The organism is Pseudomonas zeae (assembly GCF_014268485.2).
In the GTDB taxonomy this organism is placed as follows: Bacteria; Pseudomonadota; Gammaproteobacteria; order Pseudomonadales; family Pseudomonadaceae; genus Aquipseudomonas; species Aquipseudomonas neuropathica.
The window spans coordinates 3848104-3869885 of the sequence record NZ_CP077090.1 but is presented as its reverse complement, the minus strand read 5'-3'; the positions used below and the strand labels follow the sequence as shown (position 1 = coordinate 3869885).

General features: G+C 59.2%; 23 protein-coding genes and 1 pseudogene. 10 read left to right on the top strand and 14 right to left on the bottom strand.

The annotated features are described in order from the left end of the window. Window positions 1–13: 13 nt before the first annotated feature. Together catC and catA are read left to right on the top strand one after the other, a co-directional pair. A complete protein-coding gene (gene catC / locus HU754_RS16960) occupies window positions 14–304 on the top strand; it encodes a muconolactone Delta-isomerase (RefSeq protein WP_093433466.1) in 291 nt (96 codons plus the stop codon). 163 nt (window positions 305–467) lie between these two features. After that, window positions 468–1385, top strand: coding sequence for a catechol 1,2-dioxygenase (catA, locus tag HU754_RS16955; RefSeq protein ID WP_186624175.1), 918 nt, complete (start codon window positions 468–470; stop codon window positions 1383–1385). Between the two features lie 582 nt (window positions 1386–1967). Here the strand turns inward: catA and HU754_RS16950 are convergent. The 3 genes from HU754_RS16950 to HU754_RS16940 form a co-directional block, all read right to left on the bottom strand. After that, window positions 1968–4352, bottom strand: coding sequence for a DUF3772 domain-containing protein (locus HU754_RS16950; protein WP_186624176.1), 2385 nt, complete (start codon window positions 4350–4352; stop codon window positions 1968–1970). 168 nt (window positions 4353–4520) lie between these two features. Next, window positions 4521–4709 (bottom strand): hypothetical protein, encoded by a 189-nt coding sequence (locus HU754_RS16945; RefSeq protein ID WP_186624177.1) that lies wholly within the window; start codon window positions 4707–4709, stop codon window positions 4521–4523. Window positions 4710–4845: 136 nt separating this feature from the next. Next, window positions 4846–5724, bottom strand: a complete 879-nt coding sequence (locus HU754_RS16940; protein WP_099758913.1) for a LysR family transcriptional regulator — start codon at window positions 5722–5724, stop codon at window positions 4846–4848. A gap of 157 nt (window positions 5725–5881) precedes the next feature. On the opposite strand from HU754_RS16940, the gene HU754_RS16935 reads away from it, so the two are divergent. The 7 genes from HU754_RS16935 to HU754_RS16905 all read left to right on the top strand — a co-directional run bounded on the left by HU754_RS16935 (window position 5882) and on the right by HU754_RS16905 (window position 11505). Next, window positions 5882–6307, top strand: coding sequence for a VOC family protein (locus HU754_RS16935; RefSeq protein ID WP_026000724.1), 426 nt, complete (start codon window positions 5882–5884; stop codon window positions 6305–6307). Window positions 6308–6419: 112 nt separating this feature from the next. Next, window positions 6420–7676 (top strand): cation:dicarboxylate symporter family transporter, encoded by a 1257-nt coding sequence (locus HU754_RS16930; protein WP_186624178.1) that lies wholly within the window; start codon window positions 6420–6422, stop codon window positions 7674–7676. A 122-nt stretch (window positions 7677–7798) separates the two neighbouring features. Continuing rightward, entirely contained in the window at window positions 7799–8902 is a 1104-nt protein-coding gene (locus HU754_RS16925) for an alkene reductase (protein WP_093433416.1), read from the top strand. A gap of 57 nt (window positions 8903–8959) precedes the next feature. After that, window positions 8960–9703, top strand: a complete 744-nt coding sequence (locus tag HU754_RS16920; RefSeq protein WP_186624179.1) for an SDR family oxidoreductase — start codon at window positions 8960–8962, stop codon at window positions 9701–9703. An 81-nt stretch (window positions 9704–9784) separates the two neighbouring features. After that, complete coding sequence (locus HU754_RS16915) at window positions 9785–10171, top strand: nuclear transport factor 2 family protein (RefSeq protein ID WP_093433413.1); 387 nt, start codon at window positions 9785–9787, stop codon at window positions 10169–10171. Between the two features lie 65 nt (window positions 10172–10236). Continuing rightward, complete coding sequence (locus HU754_RS16910) at window positions 10237–10671, top strand: SRPBCC family protein (protein WP_186624180.1); 435 nt, start codon at window positions 10237–10239, stop codon at window positions 10669–10671. Between the two features lie 117 nt (window positions 10672–10788). Then, on the top strand, window positions 10789–11505 hold the full coding sequence (locus HU754_RS16905; RefSeq protein ID WP_186624181.1) for a class I SAM-dependent methyltransferase: 717 nt from the start codon (window positions 10789–10791) through the stop codon (window positions 11503–11505). Between the two features lie 713 nt (window positions 11506–12218). On the opposite strand, the gene HU754_RS16900 is transcribed toward HU754_RS16905, so the two are convergent. The 3 genes and pseudogenes from HU754_RS16900 to HU754_RS29475 all read right to left on the bottom strand — a co-directional run. Beyond that, complete coding sequence (locus tag HU754_RS16900; RefSeq protein ID WP_186624182.1) at window positions 12219–12377, bottom strand: DUF2986 domain-containing protein; 159 nt, start codon at window positions 12375–12377, stop codon at window positions 12219–12221. A gap of 78 nt (window positions 12378–12455) precedes the next feature. Further along, entirely contained in the window at window positions 12456–13364 is a 909-nt protein-coding gene (locus HU754_RS16895) for an alpha/beta fold hydrolase (RefSeq protein WP_093433401.1), read from the bottom strand. Window positions 13365–13430: 66 nt separating this feature from the next. Next, window positions 13431–13544: pseudogene (locus tag HU754_RS29475) on the bottom strand (VOC family protein); the annotation flags it as partial. Between the two features lie 105 nt (window positions 13545–13649). On the opposite strand from HU754_RS29475, the gene HU754_RS16890 reads away from it, so the two are divergent. Further along, window positions 13650–14111 carry an anti-virulence regulator CigR family protein gene (locus HU754_RS16890; protein WP_186624220.1) on the top strand — a complete coding sequence of 154 codons (462 nt, stop codon included), beginning with the start codon at window positions 13650–13652 and terminating at the stop codon, window positions 14109–14111. A 34-nt stretch (window positions 14112–14145) separates the two neighbouring features. Here HU754_RS16890 and HU754_RS16885 read toward each other — a convergent pair whose 3' ends face one another. The 8 genes from HU754_RS16885 to HU754_RS16850 all read right to left on the bottom strand — a co-directional run bounded on the left by HU754_RS16885 (window position 14146) and on the right by HU754_RS16850 (window position 21713). Then, on the bottom strand, window positions 14146–15687 hold the full coding sequence (locus HU754_RS16885; RefSeq protein ID WP_186624183.1) for a methyltransferase regulatory domain-containing protein: 1542 nt from the start codon (window positions 15685–15687) through the stop codon (window positions 14146–14148). Between the two features lie 36 nt (window positions 15688–15723). Next, entirely contained in the window at window positions 15724–16434 is a 711-nt protein-coding gene (locus HU754_RS16880) for a phytanoyl-CoA dioxygenase family protein (protein ID WP_186624184.1), read from the bottom strand. A gap of 19 nt (window positions 16435–16453) precedes the next feature. Then, window positions 16454–16936, bottom strand: coding sequence for a GNAT family N-acetyltransferase (locus HU754_RS16875; protein ID WP_186624185.1), 483 nt, complete (start codon window positions 16934–16936; stop codon window positions 16454–16456). A gap of 64 nt (window positions 16937–17000) precedes the next feature. Beyond that, the gene (locus HU754_RS16870; protein ID WP_186624186.1) at window positions 17001–18062 is read right to left on the bottom strand and encodes an NAD(P)/FAD-dependent oxidoreductase; all 1062 of its coding nucleotides are present in this window, start codon (window positions 18060–18062) and stop codon (window positions 17001–17003) included. Between the two features lie 183 nt (window positions 18063–18245). Further along, the gene (locus HU754_RS16865) at window positions 18246–18449 is read right to left on the bottom strand and encodes a PLD nuclease N-terminal domain-containing protein (protein WP_007916127.1); all 204 of its coding nucleotides are present in this window, start codon (window positions 18447–18449) and stop codon (window positions 18246–18248) included. A 50-nt stretch (window positions 18450–18499) separates the two neighbouring features. Continuing rightward, window positions 18500–19420 (bottom strand): ABC transporter substrate-binding protein, encoded by a 921-nt coding sequence (locus tag HU754_RS16860; protein ID WP_186624187.1) that lies wholly within the window; start codon window positions 19418–19420, stop codon window positions 18500–18502. Further along, window positions 19417–19776: a (2Fe-2S) ferredoxin domain-containing protein gene (locus HU754_RS16855; RefSeq protein ID WP_186624188.1), complete on the bottom strand. Its 360-nt coding sequence runs from the start codon at window positions 19774–19776 to the stop codon at window positions 19417–19419. Before HU754_RS16855 ends, HU754_RS16860 begins: the two co-directional genes overlap by 4 nt. Next, window positions 19776–21713 carry a TonB-dependent receptor plug domain-containing protein gene (locus HU754_RS16850; protein ID WP_186624189.1) on the bottom strand — a complete coding sequence of 646 codons (1938 nt, stop codon included), beginning with the start codon at window positions 21711–21713 and terminating at the stop codon, window positions 19776–19778. Before HU754_RS16850 ends, HU754_RS16855 begins: the two co-directional genes overlap by 1 nt. Window positions 21714–21782 lie beyond the last annotated feature (69 nt).

Here is a 21782-nt window from a genome sequence, read left to right as displayed (position 1 = left end):
CAGGAGAGTCACCATGCTGTTCCACGTAAAAATGACCGTGAAATTGCCCGTCGACATGGACCCGTCGTTGGCCACCCGGCTCAAGGCTGACGAGAAGGAACTGGCCCAACGGCTGCAACGCGAAGGCATATGGCGACACCTGTGGCGCATCGCTGGGCATTACGCCAATTACAGCGTGTTCGATGTGCCGAGCGTCGAGGCGCTGCACGACACGCTGATGCTTTTGCCGTTGTTCCCCTACATGGACATCGAAGTCGATGGCCTGTGCCGGCATCCGTCGTCGATCCACAGCGACGACCGCTGACCCAATCCGGTCCCTGTAGGAGTGAGCCTGCTCGCGATAGCGGTGTGTCATTCAGCATCGATGGCAACTGGCAGACCGCTATCGCGAGCAGGCTCACTCCTACAAGGGACGGTGATGGAGCTCAAGAACTGCGCCAACAAAACAACAAGATGAGGTAACCACCATGACCGTGAAAATTGCCCACACCGCCGAGTTGCAAGCCTTCTTCAAAGAAGCCGCCGGTTTCGCCAACGACGAGGGTAACTCCCGGCTGAAAACCATCGTTCTGCGGATCTTGCAGGACAGCGCGAAAATCATCGAAGACCTCGACATCAGCGAGGACGAGTTCTGGAAAGCGGTCGACTATCTCAACCGTCTGGGCGCTCGTTCGGAGGCGGGATTACTGGTCGCCGGCCTTGGCATCGAGCACTTCCTCGACCTGTTGCAGGACGCCAAGGATGCACAGATCGGCTTGACCGGCGGCACACCACGCACCATCGAAGGCCCGCTGTACGTGGCCGGCGCGCCGCTGTGTGAAGGCGAGTGCCGCATGGATGACGGCAGCGAGGAGGGTGTCGCCACCGTCATGCACCTCGAAGGCCAGGTGTTCGATCTGCATGGCCAGCCGTTGTCCGGTGCCACCGTTGACCTGTGGCACGCCAACACCAAGGGCACCTATTCGTTTTTCGATCCGAGCCAGTCTGAGTACAACCTGCGTCGACGCATCATTACCGACGCCGAAGGCCGTTACCGCGCTCGCAGCATCGTGCCGTCCGGCTACGGCTGCGACCCGCAAGGGCCGACCCAGGAATGCCTGAACCAACTCGGCCGCCATGGCCAGCGTCCGGCCCATGTGCATTTCTTCATCAGCGCGCCGGGGCATCGGCACCTGACCACGCAGATCAATCTGTCGGGTGATCAATACCTGTGGGATGACTTCGCCTACGCGACCCGTGAAGGCTTGGTCGGGGAGGTGGTGTTCCGTGAAGACGCAGCGTCGGGGCGTTATGCCGAGCTGAAGTTCGACTTCCAGCTGCAACCGGCGCCGGACGCCAGTGCCGAACAACGCAGCCAACGGCCACGTGCGCTGCAAGACGCTTGATACCGAGTCGTCAGTGCCCCTCACCCTAGCCCTCTCCCAGAGGGAGAGGGGACTGACCGGGGTGATCTTGAGCGCTACGTCGACCTGAAAGACCGAGTTGATTATGGATTCGGTGAGGCAAATACAGGTCGAGGTCGGTTATGGATTCGGTGAGGGAAGTACAGGTCGAGGTCGGCTAGGGATTCAGTGACGCAAATTCAGGTCGAGGTCGGCTAGGGATTCGGTGAAGCAAATTCAGGTCGGCGTATCCCTCCAATATCCCCGGATCGGTTCCCTCTCCCTTTGGGCGGTCCGACGTTTCGGGAGGGCTAGGGTGAGGGGCATCTGATTCTAGAAGGACACCTCCGCCGGCCGCGAAATATCACCTTGCAAGGACGAACTGGTGGGATCATGGGTGTGAACGGACGCAGGAGGAGGGCTGGCGCAACCGGCGACAGCGAGGAACAAGGCCGCCAGTAAAAGACGTTGAGGCATGGAACATCCTTATTGGACGACGGGTGAACCGCTTGAGTATAAGGTTGCGCTCTGACCGCCAATAAAGACCGAAAAGGCAGGCATTTAGGCGCTTCGGGAATAACCCGATCAGGTCGTCCCGGCCGGTTTCGCCAGCGCGATCCCCGCCGCTCCAAGGCGCTTGAGAATCTCGAACAACAAATCACTTTTGGTCACCCCGACAATCCTCGGACTGCCCACATAACCAGTCACCGTCAAGGTAATCCCGTCCGGCGACAACTTGCTGAAGCGCACAAAAGGGGCTGGCTTATCGAGGATGGTTTCGTTCTCCTTGTACGTGTTGAGCAACAGTTCCTTGACCTCTTCGGGATCGATATCCAGCGGGAACACCAGTTCCAGTGACGCCACGCCTTGCGCGCTGCCGCCCAGCGTGACGTTGCGCAGGTTCTGCGAGATCAGTTGCGAGTTGGGCACGATGACGATCGAGCGGTCGCTGAGCTGGATTTCCGTGGCGCGCACGTTGATGCGGCGGATGTCGCCTTCGACGCCACTGATGCTGATCAGGTCGCCGACCTTCACCGGTCGTTCGGTGAGCAGAATCAGCCCCGAGACAAAGTTCTTCACGATCTCTTGCAAACCGAAGCCGATACCCACCGACAGCGCACTGACGATCCACGCCAGATTGGTCCACTGCACGCCCAGCGACGACAGCGTCAGCAGAATCACGAAGGCGTAACCGATGTTGGAAAACAGCGTGCTCAACGAGGCACACATGCCCGGGTCCATGTCGGTCCTGGGCAGGAACTCGTTGTCGAGCCAGCGACTCAGGGCGCGGATCAGCCAGATGCCGATCATCAGCGCCAGCACGGCATTGAGCAGGTGGCCGGGGACGATGTTCAGCTTGCGCAACCCGGCGCCGCCAAGGATCGCCATGATGTTGCTCGCCAGTTGCCCGAGCGTGGTGCCGATGCCACCGACAAACAGAGCGATCACCGCCAGCAGCATCAGCGCGGCCCGACTGAAGCCGGACAGCAGGATCGAGATCTGATCGAGGCGGCGATCACCGATGCCCAATAACTGTTTGAGCGCCTTGCCGCTCGCATGTCTGGGTGAAAATACGTGCTCGCAGGCGTCCTTGATCAACTGGATCAGCAGGTAGAAACCCGACAAGACGATGTAGGCCCACACCAACTCATAACTGATGAATCGCGCCAGCGACACGTAGCCGGCGAGCAAGGCAATCGCCGAGACAAACATCGAGACGCTGGCGATGGTGTAAATCACCCCGGCAAACGTACTGTTCGCTGCTGCCGCATCATTGGCCGCGACCAGCGCCTTGCGCACTTTGCCGACGCGCAACAACAGGACCGTCACGATCGCCAGCACCACGATCGAAATGACCCCGCGTCCGGCAATCACGATCTGGCTGCTCATGCCGGTGGCATTGCTCACCTGCACCAGTGTCACCAGCACCAATAACGTGCAGGACAGAATGCGCGGGTAGGGCCTGAGCGCCAGCGCCACCTGATCGGCAATCGCCGGCAGACGCCACGAGGGATGTTCCGTCGACAGCAACGCGCGGCTCAACCCGGTGAGCAGTACGCAGGCATAGACGACCTTTTCGAACTCTTCGGAGAAGGTTTCCAGCACTGGCGGCAAAGGTTGATGACGGGTGCAGGCGTAGAACAGTAATTGCAGGGCAATGGCGGTGGTGGCGATGGTCGCCAGCGCCGAAGCGAACGCCAGCGCACTGCGGCGCAGACGTCCCTCGGGCATGCGGTAAATGCACACCCAGGTCAGACCGCGTTCGGCCAGCCGGCGACCGAAGGTCCAGATGATCAGCGCCACTAGCACCAGGATACTGGTGAAGAGGCGTTCGCCTGGCGCCCAAACCGTGGCCCAGGTATCACGTACTTGATCGACGAAAAAACGCAGACGCTGACGATCATCGTCGGTCGGATTCACCAGCGGTGACCAGAAACTCGGACTCAGCACGCTGTCAGTGCCCAAGGTCAACTCGCTCTCGAGCAACGTGCGACGAATGCCGGCGATCTGCGTAATCAGATCCGCCGCGCTCTGCTTCAACGCCGCCAGGCTCTTCAGGGTTCCGTCGACCTTGCTTTTCTGCTCCGCCAGCGCTGCCCGTTGCACGACGATATCCGCCTGTTCCGCCGCCAGATCAGCATCCGGCGCCGCGCCGAGCACCCCCAACTGCACCGCCAGTTGCGCCTGCTGCGGCAACAATGCCGCCGACAACCGATCGACATCCAGAATGAACGCCTGCACCCGATCCTGCGGGCCTTCGAGCTGGTTGTAATTGTTCGCTGCGGAAATCTGTTGCTTGAGGCCGTCGAGGCGTTGTTGCAGCGCCTGCAGTTCGCTTTGCGAAATCACCGGCAGTGGCGCGGTGGCGGTGGTTGCCGGCGGCGGCAAGTCGGCGGCCAATAGCGTCGGACTGCCGCCAACCAGCAGCATGAATGCAACAAAAAACAACGACTTCAATGTGTTGCGCATGGGTGAGGCGGCTCGAATGGATCACACAGTCTATGAGGTTAGGTGATCGAGGCGATTGGCGAGGAAAAGTTTCCGGCAGAGCAGGGTAGGTGAGCAGAACGTGCAGACGCAAAAAGCCCGACGGGTGAGGTCGGGCCTTTATTCGGTGACGGCGGTAAAACGCTGCACTCAGACGGCGCGGCGTTCGAGCAAACGGTCGGAACCCCCTTCGGCAACGGCATCGCTGAACAGCGGATCAGTCTGGGTGGCGGCGGCTACTGCGTCGCTGAACAGCGGATCGGTTTGAGTCGCGGGAGCGGCAACAGCGTTCAGGGCGAACAATGAGAAAGCGATGCTGAGAAGGGCTTGGCGTTTCATGAGTGTGTGCTCCTTGGGGTAGTGGTCAGGTCTGGAGCCGATGTTACGCCGTGCTATTGATAAGAGAACTTCATTGAATCAATGGTTGTTATTGATACGGTTAATGGCTGTGCTTTGTGAAGGCGCAACCCTGCACTCAGTCATAGCCGATCTTGACCTGCGCACTGATCAGCTCGGCCAGCATCCGTACAGGTTCGGTGAAGGTCTGGCGCGATCGGTGCACCAGCCCGATATCGCGGTGGAACGTGTGCTGACCGAGGTCGAGCACCCGGACGCCGGCAGGCCAGGCAAAGTCGGGCGCCGTCTGCGGCACCAGCGCCACGCCGACACCGTTTTCGACCAGTTTGATAATTGCCTCCAGTTCATCCAGCTCGCAGACCTCGTGCAGGGTGAAATGCATCTGCCGTAAAAAGCGGTCGACCTGCCTGCCTCCGAAAGAGGAGCGGTCGTATCGAATGAATGGCTGGCTGGAAAGCAATTGGGTCCAGTCATCGCCCGGCACATCGCGTGGCACGATCAACCGGTAAGGCTCCAGCGCCAGCGTGGTCCAGCGCAGATCACTTTGCAGTGAGAAGGGTGGTCGGATGATCACGGCCATGTCGATCTCGCCAGCATCCACCAGGTTGACCAGTTCCATCGACAACCCCGGAACGATCCGGGATCTGCACTGCGGGCAGTGCTGGTGAAACTTCGCGAGTGCATCGGGTAGATAAGAGCGCTGCACCGACGCAATGGCGCCGATGTTGACCAGCACGCTGGGCGGCAGCCCCACCGTTGTCGAGCCGAGGCTGTCGTAGAGCCTGAGCAGTTCTTGCGCTTGCAGCAGTATCTGGTGGCCCATTCTGTTGAGGTGTGCCGAGCGCCCCTTTCGGTCGAAAAGCTCGAAGCCGAGTTCGGCTTCCAGGCGCTGGATCTGGGCGCTGACGGCAGCCTGCGTGAGGCCGATCCTGTTGCCGGCTGCAGCGAAAGTACCTTCGCGTGCTACGGCGATGAGTGTCTTCAGTTCTTTGATCATTCACAAATATTAATTGTGTTTCTAAGAAATATATATTGATTTTTATGTTTGGTTTTCCGCCCTAGGATGTTTCCCATCCCCCGGCAGCGGCTGAACCCAAGGCGCCGATGACGGCAGGAATGTTCACCAACCAACAAAAACATGATTGGAGTTTCTGATGAGCCTCTCGCCTTTTCACCTCGCTATCCCCGTTTACGATCTGGCTGCAGCGCGCACCTTTTACGGTGAAGTCTTTGGTCTTGAAGAAGGGCGCTCCAGTACTCAGTGGGTCGATTTCGACTTTTATGGCCACCAACTGGTGATTCATGAACACCCGAAAACCGCGTCGCAGGAAAGCGTTCACAGCAACCCGGTCGACGGTCACGACGTCCCTGTTCCGCACTTCGGCATCATTTTGGGATGGCAACAGTGGGAAGCATTGGCCGAACGTCTGAAGTCCTTTGGCACCGAGTTTGTGATCGAACCTTACATCCGCTTTCAAGGGCAGGTGGGTGAGCAGGCCACCATGTTCCTCTTTGATCCTTGCGGTAACGCCCTGGAGTTCAAGGCGTTCAAGGATATGAGCCAGCTCTTCGCCAAGTGACAACCGTCATGGCACAACCCGGTTGTGCCATTTGGTCCCTAGTGAGCTGGAAGCTCATGACTCTAGCAACTGCCGCTGACGCAGACCTTTCCTTCCAACAAAAAGGCTAGACATGAAACGTATTCCCCTGGTGTGGCAAATCGTTGCCGGGCTGTTGCTTGGCGTGCTCGTCGGTTGGTATTTCAATACCCATCCGCAATATCAAACGTGGGTCAGTACAGAGATCCTCAAGCCCCTCGGTGACATCTTTATCAAGATGATGAAGATGGTGGTTGTACCGATTGTCTTCTGTTGCATGATTCTGGGCATCGCTGGCGGTGGCGATAACAAGTCGTTTGGCCGCATGGGCATCAAGTCGCTGGGTTATTTCTTTGCTATTACCGCGCTGGCCATTGTCATCGGCTTGTGTTTCGCAAACCTCTTTGAACCGGGTAGCGGCACCGATATTTCCGGCCTTTCGCATGGCACGGCATCGATCAACATGGAGCCCTCGAAAGGCGCGCTGGTGATCGTGCAGAACATCGTGCCGGATAATGTTCTGGTGGCGATGTCGGAAGCGAAATTGCTCTCGGTACTGTTCTTCGCCGTGCTGTTCGGCCTCGCTTTGAATGCGTTGCCAAGAGAAAAAAGTGCGCCAGCCATCGCGGTGGTTCAGAGCATTTCCGATGCGATGTTCAAAGTGGTCTCTATTGTCATGGCCTACGCGCCGGTCGGTGTCTTCGGCATGATTGGCGCCACGGTCGCGACATTTGGTTTTGCCTCGCTGTTGCCATTGCTCAAGTTGATCGGGGTGGTTTATCTGGCGCTGATTGTGTTCGCTCTGGTGATACTCGGCGGCATTTGCTACTTGATTGGCGAGAACATTTTCAAATTGATTCGCTACTTCCGCAGTGAATTGATTCTGGCGTTCTCAAGTGCCGCATCCGCCGCCGTCATGCCGCAGTTGATGAGCCGTTTGGAGACCTACGGTGTACCGCGGCGGATCGTCAGTTTCGTGGTGCCGGTGGGTTATGCATTCAATCTGGATGGCGCTTCGATCTTCCTCGGCGTCGCGACGATCTTCGTCGCGCAGCTCTATGGCATCGACCTGTCGCTGTCGCAGCAGATCCTGCTAGTGGTGACGATGGTCCTGACGTCCAAAGGCGCGGCGGGGGTGCCCGGGTTTGCCATCATCATCCTCTCCGCTACGTTGGCTTCGGCCGGTCTGCCCCTGGAAGGCGTGGCATTGATCGCGGGTATTTTCAGGATCATCGACAGCGGTACGACCACGCTGAACGTATTGGGCAATGCCATCGCACCGCTGGTGATTGCCAAGTGGGAAAGGGCAGCGCTTGAACCGTCAGGTGTTCATCCCGCTGCCGAAGTGTGAGCCTTCAAGCGTCGGACCCTCACGTTTGAAACCGCACCGATAACGAGTGCACGCCCGCTGGCGCAGGGGCGTTTTTTTTGGGTTGCTTTACTAGACGACCGGTCTATTGAATAGGAGTGCTTATGATTGATAACGCTGTTGATACCGACCTTTTTTCGCCCATGCAGATGGGCGCGCTGCAATTGGCCAATCGAATTGTCATGGCCCCCGTGACGCGCAGCCGGATGGCCGACGACGGCGTACCGAATGAAATGCATGCGACTTACTACGCTCAGCGTGCGAGTGCAGGTTTGATCATCGCCGAGGCGACGAACATTTCCGCTCAGGGACGTGGCTATGCGATGACGCCGGGCATCTGGTCGCAAGCGCAGGTCGCCGGGTGGAAACAAGTCACCGATGCGGTGCACGCGGCCGGCGGAAAAATCGTCTGCCAGCTGTGGCACGTGGGGCGTTTTTCCAGTGTCGAGTTGCAGCCCAATGGCGAAGCGCCGGTCGCACCCTCGGCCATCAAGGCTGAGGGCAGCACGTATACCGAGAAAGGTTTTGTCGAGGTATCGATGCCTCGCGCGCTTGAGATCGCGGAAATTCCTGGAATCATCGAGCAGTACAAACTCGCCGCCGAGAATGCCAAGCGAGCCGGCTTCGATGGCGTCGAAGTGCATTCGGCCAACAGTTATCTGCTCGACCAGTTTCTGCGTGATTCGACCAATCAGCGCACGGACCTCTATGGCGGCTCCATCGAGAACCGTGCCCGGCTGACGCTGCAAGTGACGGAAGCGGTGGCGTCCATCTGGGGCAGCGACCGTGTCGGTATCCGCCTGTCTCCGGTAACGCCCGATGCCGGCAATACGCCGCCCGACAGCAACGTCATGGCGACTTACGGCTACCTGATCCAGCAACTCAATCGATTCAATCTGGCCTACCTGCATTTCGTCGAAGGCGCCACGGCCACTTCTCGCAGCGTTCCTGCGGGCGTGGATCTTGACGCGCTGAGTGCGCAGTTCGACGGCGCGTTCATTGGCAACAACAACTATGACCTGGCGATGGCGCTTGAGCGTCGGGCGCAGGGCCATATCGATGCGGTGGCGTTTGGGCGTTTGTTTATTGCCAACCCCGACCTGGTCGAGCGCTTGCGCCACGGTCTCGAACTGACCATTGCCCCGCGTGAGAGTTACTACGGCGGTGGTGCGAAAGGCTACATCGATTGGCCAACCGCTAACGCCTGAATGGCAACCCTGACACCGACCGGGCGCAATCGCATTCACTGCAAAGAGGAACGAAACATGAATTATCTACACAACAAAGTCGCCATCGTCACCGGTGCATCTTCCGGTATCGGCGCGGCCACGACGCGTGCGCTGGCGGCACAAGGGGTTCGTGTGGTTGTCGCTGCGCTGGACGAAAAGGGCTTACAGGCTTTCGTCGCCGAGTTGCGTGAGGCCGGCCATGACGTGGTCGCTTTTACTGCTGATGTGACCCGGCTTGAGCAAACCAGAGCACTCGCCACGTTCGCGCAGGACACCTATGGCGGTGTCGACATTCTGGTGAATAACGCCGGGCTGATGCTGTTCTCCAATTGGGTCGATCTGGTCGTGGAGGATTGGGAAAAGATGATCGACGTGAACATCAAGGGTTATCTCAACGCTACCGCGGCAGTGCTGCCTGTGATGCTGGAGCAGCGGTCCGGGCAGATCCTCAACATGGACTCGGTGGCCGGCCATCAGGTCGGGCCGGCGGCGGGTGTTTACAGCGCTACCAAATTTTTTGTGCAGGCCATGACCGAGTCCATGCGCAAGGAACTGGGCGTACAGCATGGCATCCGCGTCAACACGGTCAGCCCCGGCGTTATCAATACCGGTTGGGCGGACAAGGTCAGTGATCTGCAAGGGCGCAAGGCCGCCCAGGAACTCAACCGCATCGCCATCGCGCCTGACGATGTTGCCCGTGCGGTGATCTATGCGCTCAACCAGCCGGAAAACGTCACCGTCAACGACCTCATCATTTCGCCGACGCGCCAGGACTGGTGAGTGTTGGCTGCTGCAGCCACCGGGTGCCAGCCTTGGCTTCCGGTGGCCTTTGTAACTCACCCCCAACGAAAGGAAACAACCATGTCGAAGAACATCAAGGCTGTACCGACCGCCGAATACACCGCTGTCATCGCCACCGCCAATCAATACGTCGAAGGTCTTCGGGTCGGTGATGCTCAAGGCGTTGCTCAAGCCTTCCATAAAGAGGCGGTGATGTACGGTTTCACCAACGGCGAATTACTCGGCGGCCCGATCAAGAACCTGTTTGATTTCGTCGAGAAAAACGGTGCTGCCCCGCAAATCAGCACACGTCTTGACGTGCTGGCGATCACACCGACCACCGCAGTGGTGCGCGTGGACATGGAAACCGATGCGATCGGTGCTGACTACAACGACTACCTGACCCTGATCAAAATGGGCGGCGTCTGGAAGGTCATCGCCAAGGTTTATCACCAGTTCGAGGCCTGAGTATCGGTCGATCCCGGTAGTCCGCTGCCGGGATCGGCGGATGATCAATTACAAGGGGATACGAGATGTCGAAGGTTGAGTTTTCCGCTGTCGTGGAAGGCGCTGCACAACAGGTCTGGAACGTGGTGAAGCAGTTTGGCGAGATCAAGAACTGGCACCCTTCGATTGTGGACAGCCATATCGAAGGCGCAGGACCCGAGATTGTGGGCTGCATTCGCACGCTCACGTTGAGCGATGGCGCCGTTGTCAGAGAGCGCTTGTTGTCGGTTGATGACTCGGCGTTGAGGCTGTCCTACCGTTTTGAAGAGTCGCCCTTACCGCTGGACAACTACGTGGCCAGCGTGGAACTGGTTGCTTTGTCAGGCCAGGACAGAACACTGGTCAGTTGGCTGGCCAGTTTCGATCTTCGAGAACCGAACAGTGCCGAGCACTATCAGGCACTGATTCGCAGCCTGATCGTCGACGGCCATGGTGGGCTGCAGGCGCTGCTTGCTCGGTAATACAAAACCCAGGTTCACATGCCCCGCATTCCCGCAAGGAATGCGGGGCATGAAGCGAATGAATTTTCCCTCTCGCGCTCTTCGGCGTAGCGTGCTCGAAAAACCAGGAGCATTGCCGTGAGCCAAACCTCGACCAGCCCCGCAGAAAAATTCGACACCTCCCGCGCCAGCGAATACGCCCGCCAAAGCCGCATCGCGCTGGCCGGCTACGACGCCTGTCATGATCTGGCGGCCTGCATGTTGGCGGCGAGCCTGGGTTCGCGTCCGGCCAACATACTGGTGGTCGGCGCTGGCGGCACGGCGCAGGAAATCATTGCGATGGCGGCGCTGGAGCCGCAATGGCATTTCACCGCAGTCGACCCTTCCGTACCGATGTTGGAAACCGCGACAGCGCAACTGCAGGCCAACGACTTGCTGCACCGAACCCAGGTGCATCTTGGCCACGTCGAAGATCTGCCGGCTGCTGCCTCATTTGATGCGGCAACGTTGATCGGCGTGCTCCATCATCTGAACAGTGATGAGCCCAAGCGCCAGATCCTGCAAGCGATTCAGGCGCGGCTCAAACCGGGGGCGCCGCTGATTGTCGCCGGCAACCATTACGCCTATGCCAGCCAACCGTTATTGCTCCAGGCGTGGGGACAGCGTTGGCGGCAGCAGGGCGCCAGTGCGGAGGAGGTGAAGGCCAAGCTGGGCAAGATTCTGCAAGGCGCCGACCCGCCGCATTCCGAAGCGGCGGTTCAGGCGTTGTTGCATGAGGCCGGGTTTGGCGAGGCGACGCGGTTTTTCAGCAGTTTGTTCTGGGGGGCTTGGCTGGCGTGTAAAACGCCTTCTTGATGCGGACTGGCTCGCAAGGTGCGCTCAGACATGCCATTAACGTCACCGTCGGCGTTCGATCCATTGTTCCTTGGTCAGCCCATAGCACTTGCACAGGGCCGGTGCACCGGAGAGGCTCAACTCGGCGTCGTAAAAGTATCGGCGCAGAAAAGGAGAACCGCTCACATGTCCGTTCTCACAAGCCTATTAATGTTTTTGTTCCGGATCCTGCCATATTGTGCATTGCAAGAAGAAGTACCCCAACAACGTGCCTATTGGAAAACCAAACATCAATAACGCACCTATGAACTCTGATGCTTTTCTCGAAGACTCAAGTCGGTTTCTGCTTCCATAGGCAAGCAGTAAATGGACGAAAACGGCTGCTGCGCAAAACACAGGTATGCCTATTGAGGTGCTTTTATCAATCATGCATAGCCATGCAGAAAGTGAGCAGATGAGGAAATAGAATAATGCCAGGGTGATATGAAATCTCATCAGTTTAATATGATTTTTTTCATAGTTTGGCGAGCTATTTGTCATCGTGAGTCTGGCTCCGAAATAGGCGCAAGCATAAAAATAAATGTGTCGTAAATTTGGTCGGTAAACGCGCAAAACGGGCAGAAAAAAAACGACCACCCGGCCCGGTCAGCGAAACGCGTGGCGCCGGTGGCGGAGAAAGACCGCTACATTGAGCGGGCGCTGGCGAATATTGCGCCGTTCTTGTAGGGCAGGGATCAGCTCTCGCGGGTATCGGTTGATTCCACCGCCGTCTCAGCCTCCAGTTTCGCCCGCTCAGCCTTGCTGATGTACTTGGGCTTTTTCGGCGCCAGTTTGGCGCTGGCCTTCTTGGCCTTTTCCTTGAACAACTGCTGCAGTTTCTTTTGACGATTCATGTTTTCTGTCCGGCCTGCTCTTGCGCGCAAAAGGGGCGAATCCTGACGTAAGCGTCGGGCCAAGGCAATGCCCATTCTTCACATTGCGATAAAGTCGCGCACTGCCTTGATGGTCGGTGCCGGCGCCTCTTCCATCAACCAGTGTCCGGCTGCCGGAATCACCACCTCGGTAACGTTGTCCGCGGCATTGCGCATGACGATTGCTTCGTTGTTGCCAAAGGACTTTTCACCGCCCACGGCGAGCACCGGCATGGCCAGGTGTTTCTGCAGAACGGGGGCGTTGTCGAGGGCGTCCTGACGAATGCTGCGGAACTGGGCAAAAGCGGCGTGCATGGCGCCGGGGCGGGCGTAGAGCTTGGCGTAATGCTGGCGGGTGCCTTCATCGATTTTGGCCGGGGTGCCGGCGAACTCGTTCCAGAAACGGTCGAGGTAGATGCGTTCGCGCCCGGCAACCAGACGCTCCATGTCCGCGCCGCCGAAGTCGAAGTGCCAGAGCATCGGCGAACGAACGATGTCGTTCCACGGTGTGATGCCGGGTACGGGCGCATCCATCACCACCAGGCGCTCGGTCAGCTCGGGATAGCGCGCGGCATAGGCGAACGCGACCATGGTGCCGATGTCATGCCCGATGACCACCGAGTGTTCGATCTTCAGCGCGCTCAACACCTGACGAATGTCGCCGGCCTGGGTCTTCTTGTCGTAGCCGTCCTGCGGAATCGATGACAAACCCATGCCGCGCAGATCCGGCACCACCACGGTGTGATCGCGGGCCAGATCCGCCGCCAGCGGCGCCCACATGTCGCCGGTATCACCGAAACCATGCAACAGCACCACGGCCGGACCCTTGCCACCAACTCGCACATGCATTGTCGCGCCTTCGACTTTGATGTCCTGAGTGTGGAAGGTGGCGGGGAAGGGGGTGATGTCGGCGTGGACCTGGAAACTCAGGGCGAGCAGGGCGAAGCCAGTCAGCAGCAGGCGGGTCATGGCGAAGTCTCCAGGCGTGGTGGCGATGGAGAGAACGTAGACGTATCGATCAGGGGCGGCGGAGTTTCATCCGCAAGCAAATGCTGCCTCGATAAATGCCCCCAGCGCCTGCTCTTCGAGAATTTCGATCGAGAAATGCCCGAAGCGCTTGGGCAACCAGATGATGCGGGTTCCGGACGGGAGTCGATGGGCTAGGCGTAATCGACGACCGGTCAGCCGGAATAAACTAGGCTGATGTGTAACGTCACGATGACACAGGAGCAACCCACCATGAAGGCGCGCCGCATGAACAAGTCACGCACGTTGATTGCAACGATTTCCTCTCTTGCGCTGGTTTTCAGCTCGGCGATGGCATTGGCTGATCCCGGTAATGGCAAGGGCAATGGCAAAGGTAATTCGCAGAATGTGCAGGGCCACGGTAACCAGAAAGGTAACGGCAACAAGGGCAACAACTCGGGTGGTGACTGGAGTCATGGCCCAAATATCGATCGCGGCAATGTGCTCGGGATTGTTGGTGGCTACCGCGACTACTGGAGTCCGGGGCCTGCGCTACCACCGGGCATTCAAAAGAATCTTGCACGCGGCAAGCCATTGCCGCCCGGTATCGCGAAAAAGCTCGATGGGCGTTTGGCCGGTCATCTGCCGCATTACGATGGCTACGAATGGCAGCAGGCGGGCACGGATCTGATATTGGTTGCGCTGGCCACCGGCCTGATTTACGAGGTGCTCAACGGGGCGTTTGATTAAGATTTCCTGCCCCGCTGCGCACCACCTACCCCGATCAGACGATTTTCAAAGCGCTCAGCACGATCAGCGATTGCTCGGCAAAGGCCTGGGCTTGCTCGGTCAGTGCGGCGATGTTGGCTTCGGCGGTGGTCAGCGTTTTGCCGTCCTTGACCAACACTTCGTTTTGTTCAGCGATGACGCTCCACGCCAGTTGCGCCCACTCCGCCGGGTGCTGTTTGCCCTGGCGGATTGCAATGAGGAACAGTTGCTGGAAGCGGCTGACCATGACGCCACCGCCGGTGACCGGGCTGCTCAACACCTGAATGTCGGCGTTGAACAGCGCGCGCTTGCACAGTTGCAGGTTGAACGCAGCGCAGCGTTCATACACCAGAGCCTCGGCAGCTTCGCTCTGGCACGGGGCCACCGCACCCATGCCGACCAGGATGGCGAGCGCCTGTTCCAGATCGTCATAGGCGATTGGCGACACCGTATCGAATAACTGCTGCATCGTTTTGGCTTCATACGTCTGGCCCGCGAGGGCATCGAGCAGCGGGCCGTAGATTTCCGCTTGCAAAGACGCTTCGCCAGCGGGGCCGGTGACGCTGGACGCTACGTTTTCTGCTGGTTGCATGAGGACAAAGCGCGTTTTGAGCATGCGCGCCCGGCGCTCGGCGGCGCAGAGCCGGTTGGCACCCCGCACGTACAGATCACGACGGAAAGACTGATTGACGAAGTAGTCACGTGCCTGCTCGCGCATCACCGGGTGCTCGATACCGTCGAGAAAGGTCAGGGCTTCGGCACTCAGATTGAGTGCATCAACCGAATCCAGCGGCACCGCTGTCGTGACGTAATCGAGCTTGGCCGGGGCCAGCGCATCCACCATGTCGGCGAAATACATGCAGTTCCAGTCGCGATTGAAATATTCGTGGGCGACGTATTGGCGGTCCTGACCTTTGATGGTCTGCAGTCGGGCGCCCAGACTTGGCGCGGCGATGGCGTACTTGGGGTTGGCCGCCAGCAGCGCTTCGGAAAACTGCAACGCGGCGTCGATGCGCTGATCCGCCCGCGTCGAGTGATTGGCGAAGCGGTCGTGCAGGCTGAACAATTGGCGCAACGGCGCCGCAGGCGACCAGCCCGGGAATGCGTTGTAACTGACGTACAGATGACCACCCGGTTTGAGGTGGCGCCGAGCGAATTCGACAATCAGCTTCTGGTTGTCACGGCTGACCCAGGTCCAGATGCCGTGCAGGCTGATGCTGTCGAATTGCGGCAAATCATGGCGCGCCAGCAGTTGCTCAAAGCTGTCGTCATAGAGTTTTGCGCCGTTGTTGCTGAGTTCTGCCAGCTCAATGGCATGGGCCGCCTGACCGGGGTGGAAGTCGGTCCCGACGAAGCCGGCAGGGCTCGCCGTGGCGTGGATATTGATCGACACACCCTGGCCAAAGCCGAGTTCACAGTGATAACCGTCGGGATTGTCCAGACCGGCAACGCCGCGCAACAACAGGCAGTAACGCTGGAAAACCGGATTGATTTCCCGGCTATAGCTGTAGGTGTAGCCTTCGTCGGTGAAATAACCTTCGTTCCAGGCGTTGCTCATGGGTGCAGCCTCTTGAATCGTAATAGAAAGTGGCTTTTATACGGGGAAACTTGTGCCGTTAAACCCCTCGGTGTCCATCAGGATGTTGTCGGCAGGATCAAACCATTCGATAGGGTCCATGCGGATATTTCGCAGAGCCACCGTTTGAAGGTGAGACGCGTACAGCGGCTCGGCCCAATAGTTGATCAGAACCGAACGCCGGCGCCCACCCAGCAGATTCCTGGTGCCGGCATGCAGCAGGTCGACATCGAACACCAGAATATCGCCCGCACGGCCCGTGAGCTGGACTGACCCCGACTCATCATTGACGTCTACCGGTGGCGCTCCCGGCGCCGGGCGATGGCTGCCGGGGACGATGCGGGTCGCGCCGTTGTCGGCACCATAGTCATCGAAAAAAGCCAGGGCCACCGCACAGTCGCCGGGGCGTTGCGCGGACAAGTCGCGATGCAGCTGCTGATGGCCGCCCCCCGCAAGCGGTTCGCGACCCTCAACCTGGGACAGAAAGAAGCGCTCGGCGATCAGCTCACCGACCACGGCCAACACCGTTGGCAAGTGGCACACCGCGCGCACGGTCGCCTGCTCATCCAACAGCGAATGACGCCAGTCCTGACCCCGTGGGACGGGCCAGCGATCTGACGGCAGCACACCCGCATCGAACGCCTGGCGCAGGTCGTCCAGCCACTCGGCGGGTATGGCGCGACGGAGCAGGGCGAAACCCTGTTGATGGAGCTGTTCACGGTTATTCATGATCGGACGTGTCCGCTCCTCACAAACGCACGCCCATCTCCAGGGCACGGGTTTCGAAGCCGAACTCGGCATACATGCGTACCGCGCGCTCGTTGAATGGCCATACCGTCAGGCGCAAGTCCTGAGCATCTTGCTCGATAGCCCAGTCTTTTACCCGTTGAATCAGTGCACGGCCAATGCCTTTGCCCCAGAACGGCTCGGCGACACACACCGAGCCGATGCGCACCACATTCTGCGGTTGCATCAGCGGGCCGGAACTGGCGGACAGGATGGCCGTAATGAACGCCACGGGCCGTTCACCGGCGCTGGCGATGAAGACGATCTGGCCACGCTTTTCGAATACCCCGGCCCAGTGCGGCAAATCGCGGGCAAAATCTTCGGTGGCGGCGGCGTAGATATCAGGGCGAGCGGCGTGGTGTACCGAGTTGAGCAGTTGGCCCAATTCGCTCATTACCGGCGCATCGTCAGCAGTGGCAATGCGATAGGTGATGACTTCTTCCATGATAAAAATCTCTTTGTTGTAGATATTGCCGCAGGTTCTCAGCGGGTAAGAGCAGCGTTGTTTGTCACTTTGCCGCAATTCTGAAAAAACGCTTTGGGCGGCACGGTGCAAGGGCAGCAGATGACTGGTGATCCAGCAGCTCTTCACTGACGAGGCACCCGACGATTGCCGCCAGCGTCACACCGGGATGCATCGCGCAAACGTAAACTCCACCGACCCCAGGCAAGTAACCGACAACGGGGAGGCCATCAGCGGGCATGGGCCGAAGCCCGACGGCGACGGTTTGCGGCGCAATGGAAACCACACCGTGAAGTTCACTCTGTATGGCTTCGGCGGTTTGCCGGGCGATGTCAGTCGGCGAGTTGCCCGGCGCCTCTCCCAGATAATCTTCAGCGGCCAGCAACGTGCCGTCGGCGCTTTGCCGAATTTCCATGACAGGGCTGGAAATGATGCCTTTAACGAGGCCCGGTTGGGTCTGGTAGCGGATGAAAATGGCAGGCGAGGCGTCGATGGGCAGGGACACGTTGAGCATCTGTGTTAACTGCCGGGTGCCAGTCCCCGCAGCAAGCACAACAAGGTCAGCATCAAACGTGCCCGCTGTGGTTTCAACGCCGGTGACATCTGCGTTGCAGGTTTTGAAAGCGGTCACTCGGGTTTGCGTGAGCAATTGCGCCCCCAGCGCCTGGGCGCCGGCAATCAAGGCGTGGGTGGCCTGCACGGCGTCGAGTGCGCCTTCTTCAGCAAGAAATAACGCGCAGGGTGGGGGGTTTTTCAGGTTGGGCTCGCGGGCAAGCACTTCGGCAGACGATAACAATGTCGCCGACGCCCGATACTCTGCTGATTCGCTGTACGACAGCGCTCCGGTCCAGCGAATCTGCAAATCCGGCAGCTCGGTTTCGAGTCGTCGGTAGGCATCTATGGCCATACCGCGCAACTGCGCAATCGGCTCAGCGCCGGCGTGCGTGGCAGTGATCCAGGCGAAAGAGCTTGCCGTCACGCCGCTCGCGATCTCGTCAGCCTCGATCAGCGTGACGTGTGCACCTTTGCCAGACAGGTGATACGCAAGCGAGGCGCCGACGATGCCCGCACCCACCACCACAATTCGTCGATGTGTTGCCTGGTTCATTTCAACATTCCCTGTTGTCGATCGGCTGATCCTGCAGCAGGGAGACGCAGCGAGCAACCAGAAAAAAGCCCGGCCAAAAGCCGGGCTCGTACGCTGGCAACGGGTTAAGCAAGCATATCTCCGGCGGGCATTAGGCCTGCCGGTCCGTGACGGATGCTCAGTCGCTATGGATCAAGGATCAGGTTACGACGCCGAATGCTGACTGACATGCTTGGGCCCCGCCAGCGCCCAGGCAATCAACCCGAACAACGGCACAAACACGATCAGCACAATCCACACACCCTTATTGCTCGCTTTCCCCTCGCTCTTGCGCACCCGATTGATGGCCCAGAGTTCGATTAGCAGAAGAACTGCCGCCAGTACGATCCACACGGTTTCGATTTGCATTGGCTACCTCCTGATGGTCTGTTCGTTAGGTGGCGTAGGGTGCGGCGGGTTCATTTATTTTTATTCAGGGCATTGAGCAGGCGAGCGAGCTCCAGCGCCACCCGACCGCTGTTGAAGGTCGGTAGCAGGTGGGTGAACGGGATGTCGATGATGCGGTTCTCGCGCACCGCGCGCAGTTGCGAGAGGACCGGGTCGTGGGCCAACAGGTAGCGTTTGCGGCGGGCGGGCGACCATTCGGCGTCGGCCAGCAGGATCACGTCCGGGTCGCTGGCCAGCAGGGTTTCGCTGTTCACGGTCACTCGATAGAGGTTGATGTCGGCAAACACATTGCGCGCACCGGCAGCGGCCAACAGCTGGGTGACAAAGCCACGTCGACCTTCGCTGTCGAGACCTTTGACTTCGCTGTCGAGATAGAACACGGACAACGGTTTACCTACACCGGCCAAGGCTCGGGCGCTGGCAATGTCCTTTTCCATGGAGTCGATCAATGCTTGGGCTTTTTGCTGCTGGTGCAGCAGCTTGCCCAAGGTCAGCAAGTCATTGCGCACATGCGCGAAATAATCCAGTGAGTGCCCGTTGCAGGCGGACTCCAGCAGATACGAACCCACGCCATTGCGCGCAAGCCCCGAGCGCGAGGTCACCCCGTCGCCGAACGCCGTGGCAAAACCGCCGATCACCAGATCCGGCTTCGCAGCGTAAAGCACTTCGCTGGCCGGGTACTGCCGCGCGATTACCGGTACGCCGAAATACTCGGCTTGGCGCTGACCGGCACCGGTGTCATCCAGATACGCCACGCCGACCAGCGCTGGCCCGGCACCCAGTGCGAGGACGAGATCGGCCGCATGCTGATTGAGCGCGACGATGCGCGAAGATTGATCGGCGCTCCATTCTTCGCCGCAATTGCGGTAACTGTCGGCGAGTACAGGCATTGAGCAGAGCAGGGTGCCAAGTACGTACAGAATCGATCTCATGTCTGCGCCTTGATCAGCAAATCCGCAACCACTTCACCGCCCACCAGATGCCCCTCGACCAGTCGCTGCACATCTTCATGGCTGCGCACGCCATACCAGCAGCGCTCCGGATACACCGTCACAACCGGTCCCAGGTTGCACGGAAACTGGCAGTGCGTACGCGTCAGCAAGACGCCATCCGGCGTCTCGATGCGATCGTGCGCGAGCAAATGCCGGCGCAGGGTTTTCCATAACTGCAAGGCGCCGCGCTGGGTGCAACGCGGGCCGGTGCAGAGGAATACATGGCGCGCATGCTCGGGCACATTTGACCAGTCCGGGTGCGTGTCGACGCCGTCGACGGTTTTGATTCCACTCATCAGAAGCGGTACGTGTAGCGCACTTCGGAGGTGAACGGCCGGCCGAGGTTGTCGACGTTGCTCGAACGGCTGGTGACGTAATCGCGGTCGAACAGGTTTTCCACCAGCAGGCTCACGCGGTGCTGATGAGCGTTGTCGAGGTAGCGATAAGCGTCGGCGTCGACCACGGAATAGTTACCGTACTCGACTTGCTTCGAGCTTTTGATGTCGCGGATATAGCGGATCGCACCGCCGGCGCCCCACAGACGGTTTTCCGATTCATAGCCAAGCCGCGAGCGGGCGAAGAAGCTCGGGATATCGTTGAGGGTTACACCGCTGCGCGATTCGGTGAGGTTGCGGGTCATGTCCGCTTGCAGGCTCCACTGATCGTTGAGCGCGAGTTTGGCGTCGGCCTCGAAACCGCGCATACGCACCTGGCCTTCACCGTTGACCCATTGAATGTCGTCGAGGGTGATCAAGTCGTCGATCTTGCGTTTGAACAGGGTCACGCTGGCGCTGAATTCGCGGTCGAGCAGAAAGCCTTTGTAGTCGACACCCAGCTCCGCATTGCGGCTTTTTTCCGGCTTCAGGTTGCGATTGCCGATCTCGTCGCCCGGTTCATTGACGAACAATTGCTCGGCGTTTGGCAGTTTGTAGGCGCTGCCGTACTGGCCGCGCACCGACCAATTGTCATTGAGGTCATACAGCGAAGTGAGCATGCCGACGGTGGCACCATCGCCACCGCTCATGGCTTCGTGACGCACACCGATGCTCGGGTGCCAGTCGGGCAGGGCGTCGATCTGCGGGCGCAGTTGCGTGTAGAAAGCGTGGGCTTCGGCCTTGTCGTTATCGATGATCAACACATCATCCTGGCCCTTGAACCACTGGTTGTCGGTGCCGAACACCAGTACATGGCCACCGGGCAATTCAGCCTTGCCCTCGGCCTGCACACCCCAATCGGTGAAGCCCCAATAGTCATTGTGGTTGATGACTTTGGTGCCGCCGCCCTCCACGTTGTTGACGCGGGTATAACGCGTGTCCCAGTCGTTGATATGGCCTTTGACGAAGTAGCTCAGGCGCTCATTGACGGTCTGCTCGAAGGTCGCCGTGGCGATCTGCTGCACGCGGTCGTTAGTGGTCTTGTGGTTGTCGACCGGGCGGGCGAAATCGAGGTTGGCGTCGGCGTATTGGTAAAACAGCTCCAGCCGCGAATCATCGCCGAATGACTGAATCGCCTTGCCGCCGAACGTGGTGACTTCGTAGGCGCGATCCTTGCCGGAATCGTTTTTCATGTCGCGGTTGCGATAGGGCTGGTAACCGTCGGAGACGTTGTGACTGACGTACGCCAACAAACCGAGGTCGCCGAAGCCGTTAGTGAAGATATTCTCGACGCGAGCGTCTTCGGTGGTGCCGCCAAAGCTGTCGACGCCTAGATTCACTTCGCCGGCGGCTTTGCGCGATTGCGGGCTGCGGGTGACGATGTTGATCACACCGGACACGGCCTGGGTGCCGAACAACAGGCTCTGCCCACCCTTGAGCACTTCGATGCGTTCGATGGCGTTGGCCGGCAGGGTGTCCAGATAGAGGCCACCGTACAGGCGATTGTTCAGGCGCACGCCGTCGAGCAGGATCAGCGTGTCGTCGTTGCGCCCGCCGAGCAGCGAATAGGTGCCGTAGTCGAAAGGGCCGTTTTTCGGCGCCACATACAAGCCTGGAATGAACATCTGCATCACCCGGCTGACATCGGCGCTGGGGCCGGCGCGTTCGATCTGCTCGCGGCTGACGATTTCGACCTTGCTGCCGAATCTGGCCATCTCGGCGACGGTGGTGGATTCCACTGACGGTGCAGTAACGATTTGTTGATTGAGTTCCAGCGGCGCGTCGTCGGCCAGTAGCAGCGGGCTGAACAGGCAGCCAAGGAACAGGGTTGGAGCAGAAGTGTTGAAAGGTCGAATCATTGTCTTCTCGAAAAGGATCTTCGCAGAAGAGCATGCAAGAGAAGGCATCGCGCACAGCCAATACCGGCC